17 protein-coding genes are annotated in these 23,244 nt (G+C 46.8%); 10 read left to right on the forward strand and 7 right to left on the reverse strand.

Annotated features, from left to right (window positions below):
* Window positions 1-68: 68 nt before the first annotated feature.
* From GYX26_RS03640 to efeB, 8 genes are all read left to right on the forward strand, one after another.
* Complete coding sequence (locus GYX26_RS03640) at window positions 69-4,967, forward strand: ESPR-type extended signal peptide-containing protein (RefSeq protein WP_174828142.1); 4,899 nt, start codon at window positions 69-71, stop codon at window positions 4,965-4,967.
* A 378-nt stretch (window positions 4,968-5,345) separates the two neighbouring features.
* Window positions 5,346-5,483: a hypothetical protein gene (locus GYX26_RS03645; protein ID WP_174828144.1), complete on the forward strand. Its 138-nt coding sequence runs from the start codon at window positions 5,346-5,348 to the stop codon at window positions 5,481-5,483.
* 1,008 nt (window positions 5,484-6,491) lie between these two features.
* Complete coding sequence (locus tag GYX26_RS03650; protein WP_174828146.1) at window positions 6,492-6,848, forward strand: hypothetical protein; 357 nt, start codon at window positions 6,492-6,494, stop codon at window positions 6,846-6,848.
* A 566-nt stretch (window positions 6,849-7,414) separates the two neighbouring features.
* On the forward strand, window positions 7,415-7,960 hold the full coding sequence (locus tag GYX26_RS03655) for an iron transporter (RefSeq protein ID WP_202984277.1): 546 nt from the start codon (window positions 7,415-7,417) through the stop codon (window positions 7,958-7,960).
* 101 nt (window positions 7,961-8,061) lie between these two features.
* Window positions 8,062-8,397, forward strand: a complete 336-nt coding sequence (locus tag GYX26_RS03660; protein WP_370520836.1) for a cupredoxin domain-containing protein — start codon at window positions 8,062-8,064, stop codon at window positions 8,395-8,397.
* Window positions 8,398-8,410: 13 nt separating this feature from the next.
* Window positions 8,411-9,241 (forward strand): FTR1 family protein, encoded by an 831-nt coding sequence (locus GYX26_RS03665; protein WP_174828150.1) that lies wholly within the window; start codon window positions 8,411-8,413, stop codon window positions 9,239-9,241.
* Complete coding sequence (locus tag GYX26_RS03670; protein ID WP_174828152.1) at window positions 9,238-10,128, forward strand: EfeM/EfeO family lipoprotein; 891 nt, start codon at window positions 9,238-9,240, stop codon at window positions 10,126-10,128. Before GYX26_RS03665 ends, GYX26_RS03670 begins: the two co-directional genes overlap by 4 nt.
* A gap of 10 nt (window positions 10,129-10,138) precedes the next feature.
* Window positions 10,139-11,428 carry an iron uptake transporter deferrochelatase/peroxidase subunit gene (gene efeB, locus GYX26_RS03675; RefSeq protein WP_174828153.1) on the forward strand — a complete coding sequence of 430 codons (1,290 nt, stop codon included), beginning with the start codon at window positions 10,139-10,141 and terminating at the stop codon, window positions 11,426-11,428.
* Between the two features lie 138 nt (window positions 11,429-11,566).
* Here efeB and pepN read toward each other — a convergent pair whose 3' ends face one another.
* Window positions 11,567-14,212, reverse strand: a complete 2,646-nt coding sequence (gene pepN, locus GYX26_RS03680; protein WP_174828155.1) for an aminopeptidase N — start codon at window positions 14,210-14,212, stop codon at window positions 11,567-11,569.
* A gap of 131 nt (window positions 14,213-14,343) precedes the next feature.
* On the reverse strand, window positions 14,344-14,535 hold the full coding sequence (locus tag GYX26_RS03685) for a hypothetical protein (protein ID WP_100113996.1): 192 nt from the start codon (window positions 14,533-14,535) through the stop codon (window positions 14,344-14,346).
* A gap of 471 nt (window positions 14,536-15,006) precedes the next feature.
* Here GYX26_RS03685 and GYX26_RS03690 point away from each other — a divergent pair, with 471 nt between their 5' ends.
* The gene (locus GYX26_RS03690; protein ID WP_174828157.1) at window positions 15,007-16,407 is read left to right on the forward strand and encodes an amino acid permease; all 1,401 of its coding nucleotides are present in this window, start codon (window positions 15,007-15,009) and stop codon (window positions 16,405-16,407) included.
* 99 nt (window positions 16,408-16,506) lie between these two features.
* On the opposite strand, the gene GYX26_RS03695 is transcribed toward GYX26_RS03690, so the two are convergent.
* The 4 genes from GYX26_RS03695 to GYX26_RS03710 all read right to left on the reverse strand — a co-directional run bounded on the left by GYX26_RS03695 (window position 16,507) and on the right by GYX26_RS03710 (window position 19,831).
* On the reverse strand, window positions 16,507-17,301 hold the full coding sequence (locus GYX26_RS03695) for a thiazole synthase (protein ID WP_174828159.1): 795 nt from the start codon (window positions 17,299-17,301) through the stop codon (window positions 16,507-16,509).
* A gap of 231 nt (window positions 17,302-17,532) precedes the next feature.
* A complete protein-coding gene (locus GYX26_RS03700) occupies window positions 17,533-18,060 on the reverse strand; it encodes a DUF1440 domain-containing protein (protein WP_174828161.1) in 528 nt (175 codons plus the stop codon).
* Window positions 18,061-18,521: 461 nt separating this feature from the next.
* The gene (thiS, locus tag GYX26_RS03705; protein ID WP_174828163.1) at window positions 18,522-18,716 is read right to left on the reverse strand and encodes a sulfur carrier protein ThiS; all 195 of its coding nucleotides are present in this window, start codon (window positions 18,714-18,716) and stop codon (window positions 18,522-18,524) included.
* Window positions 18,716-19,831 carry an FAD-dependent oxidoreductase gene (locus GYX26_RS03710; protein ID WP_174828164.1) on the reverse strand — a complete coding sequence of 372 codons (1,116 nt, stop codon included), beginning with the start codon at window positions 19,829-19,831 and terminating at the stop codon, window positions 18,716-18,718. The genes thiS and GYX26_RS03710 overlap by 1 nt, the downstream gene beginning before the upstream one ends.
* Before the next feature lie 174 nt (window positions 19,832-20,005).
* Between GYX26_RS03710 and GYX26_RS03715 the strand changes: the two genes are divergently transcribed.
* A complete protein-coding gene (locus tag GYX26_RS03715) occupies window positions 20,006-20,278 on the forward strand; it encodes a DUF3079 domain-containing protein (RefSeq protein WP_100114002.1) in 273 nt (90 codons plus the stop codon).
* Between the two features lie 797 nt (window positions 20,279-21,075).
* Here the strand turns inward: GYX26_RS03715 and pta are convergent.
* The gene (gene pta, locus GYX26_RS03720; RefSeq protein ID WP_174828165.1) at window positions 21,076-22,773 is read right to left on the reverse strand and encodes a phosphate acetyltransferase; all 1,698 of its coding nucleotides are present in this window, start codon (window positions 22,771-22,773) and stop codon (window positions 21,076-21,078) included.
* Window positions 22,774-23,244: the final 471 nt, after the last annotated feature.

Genomic DNA, 23,244 nt, shown 5'->3' on the forward strand with positions numbered 1-23,244 from the left:
ATATGGTTATGTGTAGAAGAGGTTAGGTTTGTTAGTTATTTAATTTTCATCAAGAGTTAGGAAAACCTATGAATAAGGTCTATCGAGTTGTTTGGAATGAACATACGCAAACGTGGGTAGCTGTATCAGAATTGGCAAACAGCAAAACCAAGTCAAATACTGTTTGTGAATTACCACTTGTCAAACGCATATTGAATTTGTCTGGACTGAAAAAAATTGTTAGTCTCTCGCTTACGGCACTGGTACTGCAATTGCAGGCAATTTCTCCGGTGTATGCTGCCAATCTGGCTATTACTGGCACTACTAATGCAAGTACCAATAGCACAGGCGTAGTCTATCGCTACGGCAGCCACGGCAGTATCGTTTTAGCTGGTGATGATGATTTTTGTGGTGCAGACAAAGTTAATGGGCGCAGAGATGTCACCACAGATGGAATCAGTGCCATGGCTGAGTACTTGCGTTTTGCTGAGAATCGCTCCTTTGGTGGTAAAAATCCTTATGGCGTCAGCAACGGTCAGCAAGTATGGACCGGAGACGGTACTACTGGTGGGATTACCACCGGATCATCCGGCTACATGGGTACCCCAACTGGTGGAGACATCAATAGACTTCCTGTAGCTTATGGTGTTTATTCCTTTGCAACCGGTTGCGGCTCTTATGCCACAGGTAATTATTCAACAGCATTCGGTAATAATGCCACGGCCACTGGTGGCGGTGCGCAGGCTTTCGGTGTAGCGGCATTGGCCTCCGGCGCAACTGCTGTTGCAATCGGTGTTGGTGCTCAGGCTACTAACACTGCAAGTTTAGCGCTTGGTTCCGTGGCCACTTCCGATGGTGCAGGAAGTGTGGCGGTTGGTTTCAATAGTGCTGCCCAGAAAGATAATGCTACCGCGTTGGGTGCCAACGCCATGGCAACAGTAGAAAAAGCAGTGGCTCTGGGTAGCGATTCTCTGGCCAATACTAGCTCCGGTATTCAGGGTTATGACCCGGCCGGCACTAATACCGATGCTGTAAATCAGTCTGCAACATGGAAAAGTACCATTGGTGCAGTTGCCATCGGGAATACAAGTATGCAGCTCACCCGCCAGATAACTGGCCTGGCGGCCGGTACTGCCGATACTGATGCGGTTAACGTAGCACAATTAAAAAATCTGGCCAGCTCTACCTCGACAGGTTTATCCAGTTTGTCTACAGCAATCCTTAGAGCAACTGATTTAACCTCAATAAACAACAGCATTAACACCCTACAAAAAGACGCCTTGCAGTGGAATGGTACTGCCTACGATGCCAGCCACGGCACTACCACTGCACAGAAAATTACCAATGTGGCTGCTGGCGATGTCCGCGAAAACTCTACCGATGCCGTTAATGCCGGGCAGCTTTTCAGTCTTTCCAGCTCTACTTCCACCAGTGTGGATTCGCTGTCTACTACTTTACGCAATGCCGGTGATCTGAGTAATGTTAATAACAACATCAGCCTCCTGCAAAAAGACGCCCTGCAATGGAATGGCACTGCCTATGATGCCAGCCATGGCACTACCACTGCGCAGAAAATTACCAATGTGGCTGCTGGTAATGTCACCGCAAACTCTACCGATGCCGTTAATGCCGGACAGCTTTTCAGTCTTTCCAGCTCTACTTCCACCAGTGTGGATTCGCTGTCTACTACTTTACGCAATGCCGGTGACCTGAGTAATGTTAATAACAACATCAGCCTCCTGCAGAAAGACGCCTTGCAGTGGAATGGTACTGCCTACGATGCCAGCCACGGCTCTGCCACTGCACAGAAAATTACCAATGTGGCCGCTGGTAATGTCACCGCAAACTCTACCGATGCCGTTAATGCCGGGCAGCTTTTCAGTCTTTCCAGCTCTACTTCCACCAGTGTGGATTCGCTGTCTACTACTTTACGCAATGCCGGTGACCTGAGTAATGTTAATAACAACATCAACTCTTTAACTAACAGTGTTTCCAATTTGCAGAAAGACGCCCTGCAATGGAATGGCACTGCTTACGATGCCAGCCACGGTACGGCCAATGCGCAGAAAATTGTTAAAGTGGCCGCTGGTGATGTCAGCGAAAACTCTACCGATGCCGTTAATGCCGGACAGCTTTTCAGTCTTTCCAGCTCTACTTCTACCAGTGTGGATTCGCTGTCTACTACTTTACGCAATGCCGGTGACCTGAGTAATGTTAATAACAACATCAACTCTTTAACTAACAGTGTTTCCAACTTGCAGAAAGATGCCCTGCAATGGAATGGTACCGCTTACGATGCCAGCCACGGTACGGCCAATGCGCAGAAAATTATCAAAGTAGCTGCTGGTGATGTCAGCGAAAATTCTACCGATGCCGTTAATGCCGGACAGCTTTTCAGTCTTTCCAGCTCTACTTCCACCAGTGTGGATTCGCTGTCTACCACTTTACGCAATGCCGGTGACCTGAGTAATGTTAATAACAACATCAACTCTTTAACTAACAGTGTTTCCAACTTGCAGAAAGACGCCCTGCAATGGAATGGCACTGCTTATGATGCCAGCCATGGCACTACCACTGCGCAGAAAATTACCAATGTGGCTGCTGGCGATGTCCGCGAAAACTCTACCGATGCCGTTAATGCCGGGCAGCTTTTCAGTCTTTCCAGCTCTACTTCCACCAGTGTGGATTCGCTGTCTACTACTTTACGCAATGCCGGTGACCTGAGTAATGTTAATAACAACATCAGCCTCCTGCAGAAAGACGCCCTGCAATGGAATGGCACTGCCTATGATGCCAGCCATGGCACTACCACTGCGCAGAAAATTACCAATGTGGCTGCTGGCGATGTCCGCGAAAACTCTACCGATGCCGTTAATGCCGGGCAGCTTTTCAGTCTTTCCAGCTCTACTTCCACCAGTGTGGATTCGCTGTCTACTACTTTACGCAATGCCGGTGACCTGAGTAATGTTAATAACAACATCAACTCTTTAACTAACAGTGTTTCCAATTTGCAGAAAGACGCCCTGCAATGGAATGGCACTGCCTATGATGCCAGCCACGGTACTACTACTGCGCAGAAAATTACCAATGTGGCTGCTGGTAATGTCACCGCAAACTCTACCGATGCTGTTAATGGCGGACAATTATATTCTCTGTCCAGCTCTACCGTGACCGGTTTGGCTAATCTGTCTACTGCTTTCAGTGGCAACCTCTCTACTGGTCTGAGCACTGCCAATTCGCGTATTGATATTGTATCCCAGTCTACTACCACTCTGGCTGGTAATCTTGCTACTGCGATTAGCAGCATCAGCACTCTGCAGAAAGACGCCCTGCAGTGGAATGGCACTGCTTATGATGCCAGCCATGGTACGGCCAATGCGCAGAGAATCATTAATGTTGCTAACGGTAATATCGTGGAAAATTCAACTGATGCCATTAATGGCGGACAGCTATACAGCATTTCATCTTCAATCTTCAGCTCAGTATCCAGTAGTGTTGAAAATGTAGTTAATGAAAACAAGATTAATATGGAAGCTGTAAACCGAGATCTCAGAACTGCACAAACAGCCCTTCAGACTGCACAGAATGATATCCAAACGGCTCAGACTGATATCCAGACCTCGAAAAAACTGATTGAGGAATTGCAGAAAAATGCTGTGCATTTCGACGACAATGATACAGGTTCATCCAGCTTCTTCGGGCTGAACCGTGATGCCAGCAATGAAAGAACGATCAGTAATATTGCAAACGGTCGTGTTGATGCTACCTCTAATCAGGCAGTGAATGGCCGTCAGCTCTATGCGCTGTCTACTTCTACTTCGACTAGTCTGTCCAGCTTACAGGATCAGCTGAATCTGGCTGCCGGCAATATACCAGCAGGGTTATCAAGCTCTCTGAGCACATTGCTGACAGACGCCCTGCAATGGAATGGCAATGCTTATGATGCCAGCCATCATTCTGGTAGCCCGCAGAAAATTACTAATCTTGCTGTTGGTGATATTGGTGAACATTCAACAGATGCGGTTAATGGCAGCCAGTTGTGGCAAATGAAAAATGATTTCAAACAGGATTTGCAAAACCTGTCTACTTCTACAGCAAACGCACTGTCTAAAGTGGCAGAAAGTCTGGGCGGTAATGCCGGCTTTGATGATCCAGTTACCCGCGCCGGTACAGGTGGTACCTTCACGCCACCAAATTACATCAGCTCTACTGCTGACGGCACTGAAGTTATTGTCCATAATGTTGGTCATGCGTTAAGCAATCTGTACAACGGTGGCAGCAAGTATGCCAAAGTCAACTCCACCCTGAGTGCCGCTTCGGCAAGTGGCAATAATGCCATTGCTATAGGCGGTGCTGCAGCAGCCAGCGGCAATGCGGCTGTAGCTATCGGTGCAGAAGCCAAAGCCAGTGCCGCAGATGGCGTTGCCATTGGTAATCATGCCAGCGTTACCCAAAGTGGCGGAGTTGCACTGGGTACCAACTCTGTAGCGAATACAGCAGGTGGTATCATGGGCTATATTCCGGCAGGTGCTACAGCGCAGCAGGCTCGCGCCATTCAGGCTACCACCAGTACCGAAGCAGCAGTTTCCGTAGGTGATGCTTCCAAAGGTATTTATCGCCAGATTACCGGTGTAGCCGCTGGTACAGAAGATTCCGATGCCGTGAACGTGGCACAGCTCAAAGGCGTTAATGCCCGTATAGAAAACATCAACCGCTACGTCAACAATGTTAACGACCGTATACAGCACGTAGAACGCCGTGCCTATTCCGGTACGGCACTGGCCATGGCGCTGTCAGGTGCCTATCTGCCACAGCTGAATGCCGGTGAGCAGACTGTCGGCGTGGGTATGGGCTCCTACCATGGTTATACTGCCGTTGGTATTAACTACAAAGCCACAAACAACAGCGGTAAATTCTCATGGGGTGCAGGTGTCTCTACCACCGGTCATGAAACCGGCTTTAATGCAGGTGTCGGCTATAAATGGTAATAGCTGAATAAACATTTTAAGTATCGGGCATACAATCGTATGCCCGATTTTTTTTAATGGAAAAAATAATCACAAAATATTTTAGTAATTAACTGATATCCATCCCGATTGCAATTATTTTGAATCAATAATTTATTGCATTAAAACCAGAAATATTATGTAACCAGCAGATAACAAATTTTCAGGCTGATTTGTCAATACTTTTACTCAGCACTCTTTAATCTTTCCACTCTTGCTGATTCTGAGATAAAAAATTGAAAATCCAGTTCTTTAAATATTTTCAACTGACTAAAAATTTATATGTAAACTACTAATATTAAAATAATCAGTAAAATAGGAAATAAAGGATATATTGAAAAATCATTAGCATATTTAAATATGATTGCTTTTTTGTACGCTAACAGCAAAAGCAACTGCCAACAAGTGCAGCCTGATATAGATGCATATTTGAAGCAGCCACAGGAAGAATCCGGTTCTGGTGAGCAGCACCAGCCACAGGCTGAAGAATCATGTTAACCGCATGCCACACAGCCTGCCAGAATTACTGACTCCTGATTTCATGCAGATATTCGTGAAATGGGTCAATAAGCAGGGACATGCAAGCTGGCACAACAGTTGATACTCAACTATACGCTTAACATCCTTGCCATTTATAGCCAATAAAACAACACCATAAATGTAAAATAGCTTACCATTACCCACAAAAATTATGCAAGATAATTAAAATTAGATTACTTATTTCTGACTGAATCAGACATACAGCGCAGCCACTATCCAGCGCGTAGTGTGCCGATCAATATTATTGCCGTCATCAATAGCCAGCCAAATTTATATAGCGAAACGCACCGATATTTTGTAGTACACGCTATCATCAATACAAAATCATATGGCCGGAAACTGGCCGTTTCCCGTTACAACCTGTCACCAGAACGGCAACAGACTCATCATGCTATATACATAAAAATTTATCCGAAATTAATTTTTCTGAGATAAAACAAGCACAACAAAATCAGCAGACAGATAGCTTTTACCTAGAATGAAAATACACAGCAAACAACCGATACATCAGGTGTGAGGCAATAATTGACAGTATCAAGCTTTAACGGCAAGATAAAGACGTTGTGTTCAATAGCGCAGCCAGCTTTGACAGGCTGATTAAAGAGGCAGACATCCTGCTACTCATCAATGGAGTAGCTTTTTTGTCTGTGAATGTTCATTGCCTCACCTGACTCATGGTGGACAGTGGCAGGGAGGCTTCGCGCCTGCCGGTTCTCTTTGTCGGTCTGTCAACCCTGCCATTTGTCTGCCGCCTTCTGTGTTTGACAGCACGATTGCGGCTTTATGACCAAAAGAGAAAGGCAATAACATGGATATCTACAAAGCGAACCTCCCCCATCACCTACTGCAATCTAGCCTGTTTGTACAACAAATGTTTACAATCAGGTGCCATCAGTACACACAGATATACTACATGACAAATACAAATAATGTATTTAGCATGAATTGTGCACAGGGGGACAGACAATGAAACGTCTTGCACCTGACAAGAATGCACTGTCCAGTGCACTGCACGACAACTTACAGTTACAGCAACCCTTTGCACTTTATTACCTACAACAAACTACCCCCATCGGCAGCTCATGGCCAAACAATCCAGAGGAAACTACCGAATATACTGCCTATATCCTGTCACCTTATATCATCAGAGTTGACTCAGACTGGCAGGACAGCGGCTTACTGGTTTTCAAACCCTGCAACGACATTATCAGAGCCGAAACTCTGGTGTTTTCATTTTGCAAAAAGCGCAATTGGCAACCCTTGCTGTGGCATGGCATAGAACCCTTAGCGCAACAAATATGGCAGGCGATACATAAGTCCTAGTTACATTTTGCCTATGGTGATATCACCATAGGCAGCAGCCTTATTGCCGCCATCAAAACAGCCTGAACAGTCTCCTGCACCACACACCCAGATACAGGTAATATGTTCAGTCTGTTCCGGCCAGCAACACCTTTAACCAGTATCAATTGCAACCGCAACTATAATTTAACATTACTTAACTTATATATCAATAGCTTGCCCTAACCAAATTATCAATAATTTGAATCTTTGCCAGCCAGAATTCCAGTTTATGACCATCAAAGTGATATCAGCCGTGGCTGAAACCATTGTTAGCCGTAACTTTTAGCTCCATCAATCCAGTTATCAATTAATATTGAATATATTTATTTATCATTATCCATTTTACTCAAGGTATAAGTTATTCAAACAGCCTGAGAAAACAGAATTTCTTACATAGCAATAAATAACATTAAATATTAATAAAAAACATAATTTAATTGTTTTCTAACATTTTCAAAAGGGGTATATTGATAATCCTTATCAATTGTTATCCAGTCATCACCTGATTCATATTGATTTACATGACTAAAATAGGAAAATCAAGCATGCTGTTACAAAAAATTGCCATCGCCAGTGCTGCCCTCGTATCCATGGCAGCCTTTGCTCAGGAATACCCTATGGGTAAACCCATCATCAAAAACGGAATGGAAATTTCTGGCGTATATCTGCCGCCCATCACCATGGATACCGATGGTATGGATCACAGCAACATGCATCTGCCAGCCAGCAAATCCGACGTACACATGGAAGCCGATATCCATGCTACAGAAGGCAATCCAAACGGTTTTGCTGAAGGTGACTGGATTCCCAATCTGAATATTGAGTACACCATCACCAAACTGAACAAAGGCAAATTCGAACACTCCGGTAAATTTATGTCCATGGTTGCCAACGACGGCCCTCACTATGGTGACAACGTCAAGTTGAATGGTCTGGGCAAATACCGCGTTACCTACCGTATTTCTCCACCAACGGCCAATCAAATGGCACGTCATATTGACAAGGAAACTGGTGTAGCCCCGTGGTTCAAACCGTTTGAAGTGAGCTGGGACTTTGATTACACCGGTGTAGGCCGTAAAGGCAGCTACTAACAGCACCGGGCAGTACAGGGATTATTCTGGTTTTAACCGGCCGAATAATCCCTTGATACGTTGTTACTGCCACAATACCTTTTTCTGTGAGTGTATCCATCGTGAAAAAATTTTTTCTTACTGTCTTGAGTTTATGCAGCTTCATGCTTTCATATTCCGCGATTGCTGATGACAAAGTCACTTTGGAGCTGAAAATGAAAGATGGTGACATGATACCGTTAACCCTCAATGCACCGGCCAACAAAATCATTCGCATCAAAGTCACCAATATTGGCAAGGGGCCAGTTGAGTTTGAAAGCACCCAGCTGGTAAAAGAAAAAGTACTGGCACCAGGAGCATCATCAGTAGTGGTGATCGCCCCGAAAAAACCCGGCACCTATATCTTTTTTGATGATTTCCATCTGGATAAGCCCAAAGGGCAGTTAATCGTAAAATAAGAACAGGATATAAATGGGACAAGTCATCTTTGTTGTCTGGCGTGAATGCTTCGAAGCGTTGCTCGTTGTTGGCATTATATATTCATGGATTAAACGCAATCCCGACAACAGTAACGGCATGCGTTACCTGTTTGGCGGTGTAGGACTCGGTATACTGATATCAGTCATACTGGCTCTCCTTATCAACGGCATATTTAAAGAGCTTACCGATGACCATCAAACAATATTTATGATGGGTATGTCTGCAATGGCCTGCGTGCTGATTGTGCAGATGGTGTACTGGATGAACAAACACGCCCGCAGCATGAAATCCACACTAGAGCTGGAAATGGCGCAGCAGGTAGCCCGCAACTCATGGTGGGGAGCACTATTCATTATTGCGATTGCCATTGCCCGCGAAGGCAGTGAAATCGTCGTATTCCTGTCTGGGCAAATCATGCAGCTCAACAGCCATAATTACTTCAGCTTCTGCATCGCCGTACTTATCGGTATCGCCGTATCAGCCCTAACCTTCTATACCTTTATTCAGACCAGCCGCTTCATTCAGTGGAAAAAATTTTTTACCATAACCGGCATCATATTATTATTTCTGGCCATTTCATTGCTTATGAAAGCAATTGAAGATGGCACCAATATATTACTGGAACATGACATATCCATCCCCGATTTCCTGATTAGCCCCGCATGGGATACCTCACCCTTTATTGACGATAGCGGTTTAATTGGCAGCTTCGCGTCTTCACTCTTTGCCTACCGTTCCCAGCCAATGTGGATTAGCGTCATTACCTTTGGCGTATTCTGGCTGTTAATGGGCATACTGTTTTTAAGGAAGAAATCCACATGAAGCTGTACAGGTTCCTCGCCCTATTCCTGTGTTCGCAACTACTGCCGGCAATTTCGGTAGCGCATGGCTTACGGGCGCCAATCATCAACGACACCAATGCAGTCACAGCCAAAGGCGATATTCCCACTCCGGAAAAATACCATTCAGCTATTCAGGCTTATCAGCAGCAGGTTGTCCAGCAACTGAAAACCACCCAGCAATATCTTGAAGCCATCGTCAATGCCAGCCGGAACGGGCAATTATTACCGGCACAGCAAAACTATATCCGCGCGCATCAAAGCTACGAACAGGTAAGAGTTATTGTCAAACTGTTCGGCAATGCCGACCAGAATATCAACTCACGTGCAGATTACTATCTGCAAGGCATTAACGACCCCGGTTTCAGCGGTTTTCACCGGTTGGAATATGAGCTGTTTGTACGCAAAGACCTGCAACAGGCACAGGCAGAAGCCAGTAATCTGCAATATGGAATCATTGATTTACAAAAGCGGGTTGCTGCTGATGAACTGGACATAGCCAAAGTCGTCCAGGCCGCATCCGATTTTCTGGAAATGATTCTGCAAACCAAGCTTGCTGGCAAGGAAAATCAGTACAGCCATAGCGATTTAGCCGATATCCACGCTAATGTCACCGGTTCTGCCCAAATTGTGCAGCAGCTTACTGACTTTATTCCAGCCGAGCAACGCGTAGCGCTCGACAGCGGTTATCAGCAGATTTTTGCTGTTCTCCGGCGCTATCAGTTACCACAAAATCAGTTTCAGAATTTCAACCAACTCAACCAAGCTGACCATGACCAACTGTATTCCCTGCTAAGCATACAGACCAGTCGTCTGGCACAACTGCGGGCACAACTGGGCATTCGCGTTTATTACAAGTACCCTCATTAAGGTTCAAGTTATGCAAAAAAACACCTTCAGACACCAGCCAGACTCAGCGGCCACGCCTGAAGACAATCCCGCCAGCCCCGGCCGCCGCCACGGCATGAAAATGCTGCTGGCCGGAGGACTGGGTATAGCCAGTATCGGCGTCAGCAAATCAGCCAGCGCAGCCAGCAACTGTACTCACGATTACAATCAGGCAGTCGATTACTGGGGCAGTCATCAGGCCGGTGTGATCACACCTGATACCAAAGAAGCCATTTTTGTTGCCTTTAACGTGACCACGCGAGATAAAGCCCAACTACAACAGCTATTACAGCTTATTTCCCAACGCATCGCCCATCTCACCCGGCCAAAGACACTGGCAGCAGGAAAAAATGACCAGCTGCCTCCGGTGGAATCCGGGCTACTCGGTCACAACCTGTCACCTGACTCGCTTACCATTACCGTAGCCGTGGGCGCCAGCCTATTTGACCAGCGCTTCGGTCTGGCCAAACACAAACCAAAAAAACTGATACCCATGCCGCGCTTTCCCAACGACCGGCTGGAAAAAGACTGGTGTGGCGGAGATTTATCTATTCAGTTTTGTGCCAACAGCCGCGAAAGCGTGATTTATGCCCTGCGCGACCTGATTAGCCACTGCAACCAGTTCATGGTACCCGTTTGGAAAATGGACGGGTTCCTGCCGGCACGAGATATCGACCATCACAGCACCGCCATCAACCTGTTTGGCTTTAAAGATGGTACCGGCAATGCCCCCATTACCGATAGCAAACTGATGGATGAGCTGGTATGGGTAACTGCCGATAACCATGAACCTGCATGGTGTCTGGGCGGCAGCTATCAGGCTATCCGCCTGATTCGCTTTAATCTGGAATTCTGGGACAGAACGCCACTGGAAGATCAGGAAAACGATTTTGGCCGTTACAAAACCAGCGGTGCACCCATCGGCATGCAGCACGAAATGGATGACCCGCAGATGAATCGCGACCCACATGGCGACCGCATCCTGTTTGATTCCCACATGCGCCGTGCCGAGCCGCGTATTCCGGAACGGCATGTAGCCAAGCTGCGCCGGCGCAGCTTCAGTTACTCACTGGGCATCTTACCCAGTGGCCAGCTTGATATGGGGCTGATTTTCGTTGCCTACCAGAATGACCTCAAAAAAGGCTTTATCGACACCCAGAACCGCCTCAACGGCGAGCCACTGGAACGCTATATCAAACCATTTGGTGGTGGCTTCTTCTTTGTTTTACCGGGAATGGCCAGAGAAAACGATTATCTGGGCAAGCAGCTTCTTGAAGGATAAACAGCAAGCAATAAGAACATACCGCCTTCCGGCCTAAGCCTGAATAGCCCAAAGCATATCCATATTAAAAGAGCACTTCGGCATAATCCGTAGTGCTCTGTTTTATTTTATTCAGGCTGAAACTCACCAGCCATCATCTCAGTCACGCAAAATCTTATCCACAATCTCACGGCTGTCTTTAGATAAACTTTCATGCTGCTGAATCCGCTGCAACTGTTCAGCCATTAACGCCTTGCGCTGCGGTTCCAGCCGGCCATACAGATTAAATGCCTGTACCAGACGCGACGCCACCTGCGGATTAAATCCATCAATACGCAATATATGCTCAGCAATAAAGCGGTAGCCACTACCATCGGCAGCATGAAAATGCTCAATATTACGGCTAAAGCTGCCCAGTAATGAGCGTACCTTATTTGGATTTTCCAGACTGAAAGCCGGGTGCTGCAAGGCTGCCTGTACCTGTTGCAGGGTATCGGCACGCTGGCTACTGCCAATCAGAATAAAATACTTGTCCATCACCAGATCATCGTGCGCATAACGCTGGGCAAACTGATTTAATAACTCATTGCGTTTGTCATCGGGCAAATGATTAATGGCCGACAGCATTCCAAATTCATGAGTCATATTGGTGGCGCGCTGCGTATATTCACTTGCAATAGTTTGCAGTAATTGCACTCTGGCCTGTACACCCCATTGCAATAAAGTATTGCGCAAGCTGCGAACGCCGGCCAGATCAGGGTGATACTCCTGTGGTGCAGCGTGCTTACTGTTCTGCTCCTGTGTATCAGCCCATGTACGCCAGTGCGTCAGCGTGTCTTCCATGCTGGCAGCCAAATCATGCAACAGCGCCTGCCGTGCACGTACATACAGCTCAGGATTAATGCTTTGCGCATCCTCCCACAATTCCGCTTCAGTTGGCACCTGTAGTAATACTGCTTTATAAGCCGGGTCAATATCGGCATTCAACGCCGCAGTAATTGCCGCAGCTAGCTCAGCATGATGGGGAGCCGGCTGATTTGCGGCCAGCGCCGCCAGATTGGCCGCAACAGCGCGCCGGTACAGAGTTTGTGCAGCTTCCCAGCGGGCAAAGGAATCACTGTCATGTGCCAGCAGCAACATCAGATCAGCATCACCATACGGATAATCCAGTCTTACCGGCGCACTGAAACCGCGCAATAATGATGGCACCACCTCCTGTGCAACATCGTAAAACACGAATGTCTGTTGTGCCTGATTAAATACCAGTACTGTTTCATCTACCGGTGCATCCGTATCGGCCAGTCTGAATGCCACAGGTGTGCCATCGCGGCCAAGCAGCCCAACTTTTACCGGAATCACCATCGGCTGCTTATCCGCCATATCAGGCGTGGGTGGAATGTACTGCTGCAAATGCAGGCTAAACGTATGATTGCCTGCATCATATTCACCATGCGCTTTAATCTGTGGTGTACCAGCCTGACTGTACCATAAAGCAAACTGCTCCAGATTAACACCATTGGCATCAGCCATAGCCGCGCGGAAATCATCACAGGTCACTGCCTGACCATCATGGCGCTGGAAGTAAAGCTGCATACCTTTCTGAAAACCGGCTTCGCCCAGAAGTGTATGGTACATGCGTACCACTTCGGCACCTTTTTCATACACAGTCAACGTATAGAAATTATTCATTTCCTCATATGAAGCAGGCCGTACCGGATGTGCCATCGGGCCAGCATCTTCGGCAAACTGCATACTGCGCAATACCCTAACATTATGAATGCGGCGTACTGCCCTGCTGGCTCGATCGGCTGAAAATTCCTGATCACGGAATACCGTCAGGCCTTCTTTCAGCGACAACTGAAACCAGTCACGACAGGTTACCCGGTTACCCGTCCAGTTATGGAAATACTCATGACCAATCACACCCTCAATTGCTTCAAAATCGGCATCGGTAGCCGTATCACTGCTGGCGAGTACATATTTAGTATTGAAAATATTCAGGCCTTTATTTTCCATGGCGCCCATATTGAAATCGCTCACAGCCACGACCATAAAAATATTCAAATCGTATTCCAGATTAAAACGCTCTTCATCCCACTGCATCGCATGCTTCAGTGACTCCAGCGCAAAACCTGCCTTGGCACGGTCTTCCGGACGGGTATAAAACTTCAGCGCCACCTCTTTACCGCTGCGAGTTGTAAAACTGCCCTCCAGCACCGCCAGTTGTCCCGCCACCAGAGCAAACAGATAGCTTGGCTTGGCAAACGGGTCACGCCAGCATACCCAGTGGCGACCATTGTCCAGTTCACCGCTATCAATCAGATTACCATTAGACAACATAACCGGATAACGCCGCTTATCACCAATAATAGTGGTGGTAAACTGACTCATCACATCTGGTCGGTCAAAATAATAGGTAATCTTGCGAAAACCTTCTGGCTCATTCTGGGTATACAGATTATCACCAGACTCATACAGCCCCATCAGCGTTTTATTTTGCGCCGGATACAATCTGGTGGTGATTTCCAGCACAAATTCACTGTCTGGCACAGCATGAATAAGCAGCTTTTCATCTGTAACTGCATATTCATGCGGACACAAAGACTTACCATTTAAAACAATCTGCAATAGCTCAGCGCTGCCATCCAGTACACAAGGTTTGCCTGTCTGCCGCGGCACCACAGTCATGCGATTGAGGACAGTGGTATAAGCATCCTCCAGAGAAAAAGTCAGATTAATATCAGCTACCGCAAAATCCGGTGCCTGATAATCTTTTAAGTAATGAACGACTTTATTTTCACTCATATCTAACACTCTTAAATATCCAAATCTGTTCTGTCTATTGTACGGCTACCATGCACACAATCAACCCCATCACCGCCGTGTACAGTAGCAACAACATTTCCGCCTTAAAATGCAGCCATTATTACCCAGACTCAATCCCTGCCATACATAATCTGTACCACCTGCATCAAGCGGGTATAGTCATATCTAACCTGATAACCGCCACTCCCACCAATACCACTACCGGTTTTCATAATCGATAACACCATCACAGCAGACTGAACAACCACATCATTAGCAAGCCACTCATCTGATGAATCAGAAAAAAATACCGAAAATAGCATCAGCCACAACCAGCATTCCCAATGCTTACGCCATAATATATCAGATTAGTAAAATAAATCGGATAAACGCCTTTTATCGTCGTGCTGATAAACATTCCAATACAACCATAGCCCATCACTAATCCGGTCTCAGTCCGGCGCAGGAACACATTCTCCCCTCTATAATCATTATTCCTTAACCAGCCCAACCTTGCGTAGAAGTTAGCCGAAAAAATCATCACCTTAATACACACCACCCCACTCACAACATCTGCATTCAGATATTGCCAGCAACAGCAATAAACTGTGATACAGTATTATGACTTCAGGCTGGCTATGCAGCTAATAACATGCACTATATTAAATACATGAATATAGGTCTGCCAGCACCAGAAAGTCATTTAGCATAAACAACCTTATACCCACGTATAATTTCCTAAAAAATAAAACCATGTTTTCGATTCCTGTTTTCCAGTCTCTAAAGGATATATCATGAGCCGGCCGCCCGAGTTAAAACGTACATTGAAAAACCGACATTTACAGCTAATTGCCATCGGCGGTGCAATCGGTACCGGCCTTTTTATGGGTTCAGGCCGCACCATCAGCCTGGCAGGGCCATCCGTACTGTTTACCTACATCATCATCGGCGCATTCCTGTTTTTCGTTATGCGTGCCATGGGTGAACTGCTGTTGCACAATCTGCATTACAAATCCTTTGTCGACTTCACCACCGATATTCTTAATCCTACTGTCGGCTATTATGTTGGCTGGTCATACTGGTTTTGCTGGGTAGTAATTGGCATGGCCGATATCGTAGCCATTACCGGTTATACCCAGTTCTGGTGGCCAGATGTACCACTCTGGCTGCCCGGTATCATATGCATTATTGTCCTGCTGGTACTGAATTTATTATCCGTCAAACTGTTTGGTGAGCTGGAATTCTGGTTTGCGCTAATCAAGATTCTGGCTATTCTGGCGCTGATTGGCTGTGGCAGCTATCTGTTACTCACTGGCTTTGTCAGCTCCAGCGGCATTCAGGCACGAATCAGCAACTTATGGTCTTACGGTGGCTGGATGCCACATGGCTGGTCCGGCTTTTTTGCTGCCTTTCAGATTGCCATCTTTGCTTTTGTTGGTATCGAACTGGTTGGTACAGCATCGGCCGAAACAAACGACCCCAATACCACCCTGCCTGCCGCCATCAATAAAATACCGGTGCGCGTGATTGTCTTTTATGTACTGGCCTTAACTATTATCATGACAGTTACCCCGTGGAGCATGGTTGCGCCAGACCGTAGCCCGTTCGTCAACATGTTCACCCTGATTGGCATTAGCGCCGCAGCCACCATTATTAATTTTGTTGTGCTGACTTCGGCCATGTCCTCTGCCAATAGCGGCATGTATTCCACCGGCCGCATGCTATACGGCCTGTCAAGAAACGGCGTTGGCCCGAAGGCCTTCGCGCGGCTATCAGCTACAGGCGTGCCACAAAACGGCCTGATCTATTCCTGCGCCCTGCTGCTGATTGGTGTTGGCCTGCTCTATGCCGAAGGTGATGTCATGAAAGTATTTACCATCGTCACCACCGTATCCAGTATCTGCTTTATCTTTGTCTGGGCAGTTATCCTGATTGCCTACCTGCGTTATCGCAAGCTCTATCCTGAGGCACACGCACACTCAGTCTACAAAATGCCTTTTGGCATACCGATGTGCTATGTCTGCCTGATATTCTTTGTATTTGTGCTGTATCTGTTCAGTCAGGATAAGGATACCCTTACTGGCCTGCTGGCTACCCCTGTCTGGTTTATTCTGCTGACCATGCTCCTGCCCATGTATCGCCAGCAACTGAAAAAACGCATCACCTATTCAGATACCACCGGCACCAAGCAGTAACATTCAGAAAGGCTGTCCTGTTTAACCATCATCGGTGCAGTTAAATAGGACAAAATAACCGCCAATATTAAATAAAGCGCTTACGCGCTTTATTTTTTACTACTCATAATCAGGATAGTGCCAGAACGGCTGTCCAACCTGCGGCGTAGAAGCCTGCGCATTATGGCGCGGTACCACCGGTTCCGCTTCATAAGCCAGCCGCCCGGCATTAACCGCCAGCGCAAATGCCTCTGCCATCATTACCGGATCGCCACTGCGCGAAACCGCCGTATTAAGCAATACACCATCAAAACCCCACTCCATGACTTTTGCCGCATGCGAAGGTAAACCCAGCCCCGCATCTACAAGCAGCGGGATATCTGGCAAGCGTTCACGCAATACATGCAGCGCGTATTCATGTACCGGCCCCAGACCTGTACCGATTGGCGCAGCCCAAGGCATCAGTGCCTGACAGCCAACATCCAGCAAACGGCGGCAGGCAATCAAATCTTCCGTACAATATGGCAATACTTTGAAACCATCCTTAATCAGTATATCCGCAGCCCGTACCAACTGAAATACATCCGGCTGTAAAGTATCATCATCGCCAATCAGTTCCAGCTTGATCCAGTCAGTGTCAAATACCTCGCGCGCCATCTGAGCCGTAGTCACCGCCTCTTCCACACTCAGGCAACCGGCAGTATTGGGAAGAATAGGCAAAGCCAGCTCCTGTAACAAGCCCCATAAACCCCGACCATGCTCAGCCGAGGTAGCGCCCTGCCGGCGCAAGGCTACAGTAATCATGGCTGGTTGCGCTTTTCTTACTGCTGTACGCAGCACTTCCAGAGTAGGATAAGCAGCAGTGCCCAACAGCAAACGACTATCAAACTGCTCATCATAAAGTTGCAAAGCCATAAGCCATCCCCCTCTTCACATAAAATTAACCAATATTCCCAAATAGCCGCACTAAAAACCATCCGCAGTAAAGAATGTTAGATTTTATAACCAGAACAATAACTTTGCACCTATTTCACCTGACAGAACCACATCAGCTATTGTCACCATGCTTCGGCATACACCGAAACAGCCAGAATACTGCTTATTCCGGATACAAAAGCGTGAGCACAGGCAAGAATCAGACAAAGCTTACTGAAATTCCGCGTCAGATTTCTTGGTCAGGCGGCTACGCAAATCATGGCGGAAAACTTCAATCGTCCACATCCATAGTAGCGTACCCACCAGCTCAGAGAACAGCTCATCAAACGGCAGATTCCATAGTGCCGGTGACAGATTCAGTACCGGCAACATCATACCGTGAAACAGAATAGTTACCCCGATCCCAAACGCCAGCCCCTGCCCTAGCTTAACTTTAGGAAAAATCTCAGCAGCCATACAGTAAATCACCGCCCACACAATTGAAAACAGAATATGCACCGCACTACCGCCCCAGTTCACCACCTGATCAGAATAGGTGTAAACCATATTGTGCATATCAATGCCCATATCCTGAATTATCTGAATCGTAGGAGCCACACGGTCTGGCATACGTGGAGGCATCACCCCTTCCGTACCCGATTTCACAAAAGCTGCAATCAGGCCACCCATAATACCGGCCAAAAAAGCCACCGCATAATTGCGGTTCGCAGGTTGTGTGCGAGTAAACAGATTAAGCATAAATTCAATTCCTCTTAATGTAATAATGATTGTTATAATTTTTTATTAACTAATTAACAAAATAGACTCAAGTGTAAATGTAGACTAGAGACAAATTCAAGCAGATTTACCCTTTAAAGTCGAATATAGCGGCTGAATATAGTACCGGCAAAAATCTGGCTGGCTATCTTACTCATTAGCACATTAATTTTATTTATAAACAAACCAGCATTATTTCAGAAAATATTTTCAGAAGAAAATATCATTTCATTAAAAAATAAACAGATTAAATTGATTTAACAGCAGGTACACTATCGTTCCCTTACCTGTAGACAAAATATATTCCTGTTTTTACCGGAATGACTGCAACAGAAATACCCGCAAAATCCCATTACACAGGCAAAGACTGCCACCAGCCAAACAGCAAAAAACCCTGTATTCAAACAGGGTTTGCAGAAACAAATCAGCACAGCAGCCAAATACTAGCCACCCACTACCGGACTAACAATATCTACCTTGTCCTGCGGTTGCAAATGGTAGCTTGAATAGTGCTTTCTGGCGACAAAAGCCGTATTTACCGCAACAGCAAATGGCGCTTCTAGCATCAGATACTCAACCAGATCAGCGACCGTACTGCCATCAAAAATAATCACATCATCATTAACACAAATATCCATCAATCTGCCTCCCCATTCTGATTTACCGGCAAAACATCAATGTGATAGCACGCCTGAGCATCCGGCAATGACTGCTGTTGCATTAAATTCTGCAATACACGCACCGTAGCAATACTCACCGTAGGCGAAATCATAAAACCATGCCGAAACAAGCCATTAACCGTTACAACACGATTCTGTATATCATAGCGAATTTCCGGGCTTTCATGATTAAGCGTAGGACGCAGCTCAGCCATACTTTCCAGAATCCGAGCCTCTCCAAAAGCCGGATGAACCGTATACAGAGCAGACATCAGCTCCAGACCACTGCGTACACTCAGATTACTGTCATCTTCACTTTCAATCTGTGTCGCCCCGATAACAAACAACTTATCCTGCTTGGGCGCAATATAAATAGGATAGCGCGGATGCAATACCCGCACCGGCCGGTGAAGCTCAATATCCGGTGCATACAGGCGCAACACCTCTCCCCGCACTCCGCGTAAACGGCTTTGACCGTGACTATTCCAGTTACCTTTGCCTCCGTAGCCACGACAATCCAGCGTCCAGTGAGCCAGAGCAGCACATTCCGCCAAATCACTGCTGCGCCCCCAATGGCAGCTTACCTGCTGCCGGTCGAGCACATCCGCCAGTGCCAGCAGAGTTTGCCGGTTATCGAGCTGTCCTTCCGTCGGCAAAAACAGACCCTGCTGAAAACGGCCTGCCAGTTGTGGCTCGTGTTCACTAATTTCCTGATTATGCCATACCTGCCAGACACTACTGTCCTGATGGGCACGTTGCAAATGCTGGGAAAACTGCTTGGCCAAAGCATGATCCTGCGGATGCCACACAATCAGCGAACCATTTTGCTGCATGAATACCGGTGTCGGAAACGAATCCACCCACTGGCGCCAGATGGGCAGACTGGCATAGCCTAGCTGTACCACCAGCGGCGTTGCTTCCACAGCTTCTGCCGTAGGTGCCAGCATCGCGGCAGCCGCAAAAGCAGCAGCATCTTCACCATTACGCTTACCAGCATTGAACAATATCACCTTACAGCCCTGATCTGCCAATAACCATGCAGTCAGGCGACCCAATAAACCACCTCCCAGTACCGCAACATCATATTGTTTCATTGTGCACCTATTTTCCTTGACCTGAATCTGTATTCAGCTCGTATCGGCCTGCATCCTGTAGCGCCAGCAATTAATCCACACAAAACATTACACTGCGCTCAACCATCCATTTCTTGAACAAATCCACCCCAGCAGGTATAACCCCCATATTACTCATAACAGGTATACACCACCATGGCCAAGGTTTTTCCGTTACATCCCAAACATCCCGAACGAATCTGTTGGGGCTGCGACAAATACTGCCGTGCCGATGACCTGCAATGCGGTAATGGCTGTATCCGTATCCCTCACCCCTGTGAGGATTTCGGCGAACAGTGGTATCTGGATGGAGACTGGTCCGGTCTGCTCTCCGACAAACAGCTCGCACAAATTGCCACAACCAGTAAACCATCTGCGCCAGAAATCAAAGCGCAAAAACCCCACATCAAACTGGCATTAAAAAAATAGCTCAGCCCTAATGTAACAGCAAGCACACCTTGCTGTCAGAACCTGTATCGCAAAAAAACAAATTCCTTAATCCAGCTCATAATATTTACACGCAAACAGCAGTCTGCATAGATTTAAAATTAATCGCCTTTAATATAAACCTAATAAGTATTAATTAAAATCAAACAGACAAACAGCAACCAATCAACACAAAAGCACGAAGCAAACAAATAGAGACATCATAAGCAATAACTGCACCGCAGCAGATAACGCCTGTACAACACACAATCAAAATAATTCAGCACACCGGTGCTGCAAATTTAAAAATAACCAACGCAAGCTCAAGCTTATCTCATGATGCATTTATCATAAAATAGACTTGCTTCAGCAGTACAGATACCCGAAACAATATTAATCGCAACAAACAGCAAAATTAGTGGCAATAAATAACACCAGCCGGCACACACTAAAATTACTTTTAACCAAACAGCACAACAGATAAAAATAAATCGCCTGCAAAAATCCGCAGGCGAGTATCAAATGCTATATCCTCTAGTTTTAGATTATGCCTCTGTATTCTTGGCCTTTTCCAGACGAAATGTCTGCGTTACAAACTGTAATTTATGAGCACAGTTTTGGCAATAGCCCGTAAAATTACAACAACAAAAGACAATAATCATCTTATTTTTCTTAAATATTATTATTAATGTTGCACAAAAAATCAGATTAACGAATTTTCTTGCCATATAAGCAACAAAATCGGGCAGATGACATAACCATCACCTGCCCGTACCATACAAAACCGGATGCAATATCCGTTAGCTCATCTGTACCGCCTGAATTGCCGTCAGAGCAATAGTGTAGACAATGTCTTCAATCAGAGCACCACGAGACAAATCGTTCACCGGTTTATTCAGACCCTGCAACATCGGCCCAACACTCAGCACATGCGCACTGCGCTGTACGGCTTTATAAGTTGTATTACCGGTATTTAAATCAGGGAATACAAATACCGTTGCCTGACCGGCCACCTTGCTGTCAGGTGCTTTCTGTCTGCCCACGCTCGGTACACTGGCCGCATCATACTGCAAAGGTCCGTCAATATGCAGATCAGGGCGTTTTTGCTGTGCCAGTTTAGTGGCAGCAGTAACCGTTTCCACATCGGCACCACTGCCTGATGAACCAGTAGAATAAGAAATCATCGCCACTTTTGGTTCAATACCAAATGCTTTGGCAGAATCCGCAGACTGAATAGCAATATCAGCCAGTTGCTCGGCAGTAGGATTCGGATTTACCGCACAGTCACCATATACCAGCACCTGATCCGGCATCAGCATAAAGAATACACTGGATACCAGACTGGCACCCGGAGCAGTTTTAATCAGCTGCAAAGCCGGACGGATGGTGTTGGCTGTAGTGTGTACAGCGCCGGATACCAGACCATCCACATCACCTGTGGCCAGCATCATAGTGCCCAGCACCACCGTATCCTGCAACTGTTCAGCAGCCTGTTCAGCAGTCAACCCTTTGCTCTTTCTCAGCTCTACCATCGGCGCAATATAGCGTTCACGGATACTGTCAGGGTCAATGATTTCCAGCGAGGCTGGTAAAGTAATTCCTTTCGCCTGCGCCACTTCTTCCACTTCGGCTTTTTTTGCCAGCAGCACACAGCGGGCAATACCCTTATTTTCACAAATGGCAGCCGCAGCAATAGTGCGTGGTTCATTACCCTCAGGCAGAACAATGCGTTTATTCGCAGCACGGGCACGCGCCATCATCTGATAGCGGAATGCTGCCGGTGCCAAATGTTCTGCTACCGGTTTAGCCAGCTCCCCGCAAAGCAGCTCGGCGTTTAACTGGGCAGCCACAGCCTTGGCCACATCCTGAGCCTGAGCAGCCTCTACACCAGCCGGTACAGCAGTAACCACACCGATACATTCAAGCTTTTTACCGTGTGCAGCCAGTGCAGCCTGCACTTCTGCGGCAAAACCTTCTGCCGGTGCAGTTTGGGCATCGGCGGTTAAAATAAAGCCACTGATTTCAGTATGGCCATGTGCATAATCATGCAAAGCCAGTTGCAACTGGGCAGCCACCGCAGCCGGCGTCTGGTCAGCTACTGCCGCCACCAGAATCACCCGTGCATTCAGTGCTGCCGCAATCTTCACATTTTGTGCAGGCAGGTAAGTCCGGCCGGCTTCAGGCACAGCACCCTCAACCACCACCACATCGTGCTTGGCCTCAGCCATCTGGTGGAAAGCAGCAACAAACTCTTCTACCACATCATCTGCCTGCCCCTGATACACACGCTCATCCAGACTCGCCAGCGACTGTGAAGCAGGCAAACTCTGCTGTAATACAGCCTGCACCAGCGCAGCATCATCCGCAGCCACATCCGTTGCTACCGGTTTGAAGTACAGCGGTACATGCCCGGCTTGTATAAAAGCCTGTGCCACACCCAAACCAACCACAGTCAGACCTGTCTGAGCTCCAGTCGGTACCAGCAAAAATTGCGACATAACTATCCCTTTCGTTCAAATAACACCAGCAGCAACTGCTGCACTTACTTTATCCCCAACGATTATAATTTACTTCGTTTCACCACATCACAAACTACATCAACTTTTGCATGAAAAAACACAAACCAGCCGGATATCCCAGCCGGCCACAGCCAGTTAAATCATTACTTATCAAACCATCCCCAGTCTGAATATAGCATCAGTACAGGCATAGCAACACAAACCATTATTTATCAAACCATTTTTAACTTGCCACTGCTGTGAATGCTATCTTTAGCTTGAATGATAATAGCACCCGCATCAATCAGACCTTGGTTATTGACGTTATGGCCTAATAAGGCAACTCGGTTTTTACCTAATATCGTCCCGGAGTTTCCTATATCCTTCTTCGCTAGCACCGTGACCTTTTTACCCGATAATAATGCCCCTTCCGACGTTAATTGTGGGCGGTTATTTTGTAAAAATAATTCA

The organism is Snodgrassella sp. ESL0253 (assembly GCF_013344965.1).
Taxonomy (GTDB): domain Bacteria; phylum Pseudomonadota; class Gammaproteobacteria; order Burkholderiales; family Neisseriaceae; genus Snodgrassella; species Snodgrassella alvi_B.